2 protein-coding genes, 1 tRNA gene and 1 pseudogene are annotated in these 1,897 nt (G+C 56.6%); 1 reads left to right on the top strand and 3 read right to left on the bottom strand.

Annotated elements, in window-relative coordinates; all coding sequences use genetic code 11:
• Positions 1-30 precede the first annotated feature (30 nt).
• The 3 genes and pseudogenes from DEO48_RS26215 to DEO48_RS26225 form a co-directional block, all read right to left on the bottom strand.
• Positions 31-107: transfer RNA gene (locus DEO48_RS26215), tRNA-Ile, on the bottom strand.
• 195 nt (positions 108-302) lie between these two features.
• Positions 303-931: pseudogene (locus DEO48_RS26220) on the bottom strand (helix-turn-helix domain-containing protein).
• A gap of 35 nt (positions 932-966) precedes the next feature.
• On the bottom strand, positions 967-1,596 hold the full coding sequence (locus DEO48_RS26225; RefSeq protein ID WP_109846746.1) for a DUF2913 family protein: 630 nt from the start codon (positions 1,594-1,596) through the stop codon (positions 967-969).
• Here DEO48_RS26225 and DEO48_RS26660 point away from each other — a divergent pair.
• On the top strand, positions 1,579-1,897 hold a 319-nt coding region (locus DEO48_RS26660; RefSeq protein ID WP_146198351.1), incomplete at its 3' end, for a hypothetical protein. The two genes, DEO48_RS26225 and DEO48_RS26660, sit on opposite strands and share 18 nt — an antisense overlap.

The following is a 1,897-nucleotide window of genomic DNA, read 5'->3' on the forward strand; positions in this document are numbered from 1 at the left end:
CACCCTTCATCGCAGGCCGAAAAGCCAGAATGGACCGCCACCGGGGCCTCGAACCCCGCACCTGCAACATCAGTGTCACCGGCTCTTTCCTGCTGAGCTAGTGGCGGTCTGTGTCTCCTTAACACGATGCGAATACTACGCACGGGGGATTACCCCCACAAGGATTAAGCATTAACAGCGTGTTTCAGCTGAATGCCAGATGTTAAAAAAAAGCAGCATTTTACGACGGGCGGTCTGATAAACAGGCGGACAGAAAATAAGCAAAGGCGGGACAATATTCTGGTGGCATCCCCCGGGACACCTTACACACCGTCGCGGCGGTAAACAGGAACCTGCCGGGTTGTCCCCGTCTGCGTGTCGAATACGTCAGTTTCTGAGGTTGCAATCACCATCCCGGCCCTGCGAAGTCGCAGTACATCCGCCGCCATACGCTGGCAGCCGAACCAGAAGAGTGCATCGAGTGGCGTCACCTGTAACCCCGCAGCAAGCGCCAGCCTGATACGCTCACGTGGTGCTTTCACCTCTTTTGCAATCTGCTGAAAGGGCGCTGACGATACACCATCCGGGCTCACACGCCGGATACGGGTCGTCAGGTGATACTGAAACGCATCGTGAACCTTGCTTAAATCGGCTTCCAGGCTCCAGACGCAGCCAAAACGCTTCCCGTTGAATATCGCATCCTTCTGATTAAGCTGTAGCTCATCGCGCAGACCGGCGATCAGTTGTGGTGTACGGAGCAACAGTAAGCGGAAAGGCAGCCCGAAGCTGGTGACGTAATCGACATTCAGCAGAGCAATACGCAGCCGTTCCTCCGCCCCGGCTTTTAGCCCGTGACATTCTTCGAGCACATCAGCCCACTGCCGGGTCAGGCGGGGGGCTCGTCAGCACAGGAAAACAAGTATTTTTCGATTTGATAATCAATCCGCTCCATGCTCATCCTTTTACGTTAGTGTTGCTAACAACACTTCAGGCATCGGCTACTGGCAACAACGATAACAAACACCACGCGGCGTGTTGCTCCTGAATGACATAACGCAACGCCCGCGCATCAAACGCATCGCCAACAACGCGACTGTCGCCAGCCACGATAAAATCCACCGGTGCGGTCTGCTGCCCCCGTTCGTTAAAATGGCGCTGCAGTTCGGACTTCCTGACCAGTAATGCAGGGGTATTCGCATATTCGGTATACAGAGTTTCAGGAGCCCACTCTTCGTCCGCCACCACGGCATTGACCCAGCCCTGTGATTTCAGGTGCTCGATCGCATGCGTCAGGCGAAACAGTGCCGACTGCTCTGAAACCGGCTCCGTGCAGGAGTGCCAGAGGTATTGCAGCCTGTTCAGCAATCCGGCTGCGGGGCCTTTCTGGCGTCCGAGGCGAAGCAGACTGTCGATATCCGCTGCCACGGAACGGGGGAAGCGGCGTTGTTTCTGCGCATCAGCGAGCCAGCGAACTAAAAAGGTGTGAATGGTCAGCAGTGACAGCGCCTGGCCGTCCTGCTGAGCCAGGCGCAGGGCCGTCAGTGCGCACCAGGCAAAATGCGCCAGGTCAGCCAGTGATTCTTCTGGAGGTAATGCAGTGTGATTCGTTTTATTCATGACGGGGATTATATCGGCAGCACGTCGCGCGGAAAAGGGCAGAAGGCCGGGGGGATAACATCAGCGCCGGGCTGTGACATCGTTCCTCATCGGCAGACCGCACACTCAGGTGCAAATAACGCCCGTCCGGGCGAGAGTGACGGGTACCGTCATTGCCTTAACCTGCGCAGTAAGCTGGTTAAAGGGCGTTGTGAAGACTCCCCGGGCAACGCGGTTCAGGATGACTGGCGTTATATTCGTTACGCCATTGCGTTCCGCGCCAGTTACCGTCAGCCATGCGTCCCTGAGCATTTCGCTTATC

The sequence above is a fragment of the Enterobacter sp. CGMCC 5087 genome, assembly GCF_003144775.1.
In the GTDB taxonomy this organism is placed as follows: Bacteria; Pseudomonadota; Gammaproteobacteria; order Enterobacterales; family Enterobacteriaceae; genus Enterobacter; species Enterobacter cloacae_M.

Excerpts from the sequence above, each read along its gene's own strand:
- DEO48_RS26225 (WP_109846746.1), bottom strand. The coding sequence starts at position 1,596 with ATGAATAAAACGAATCACACTGCATTACCTCCAGAAGAATCACTGGCT.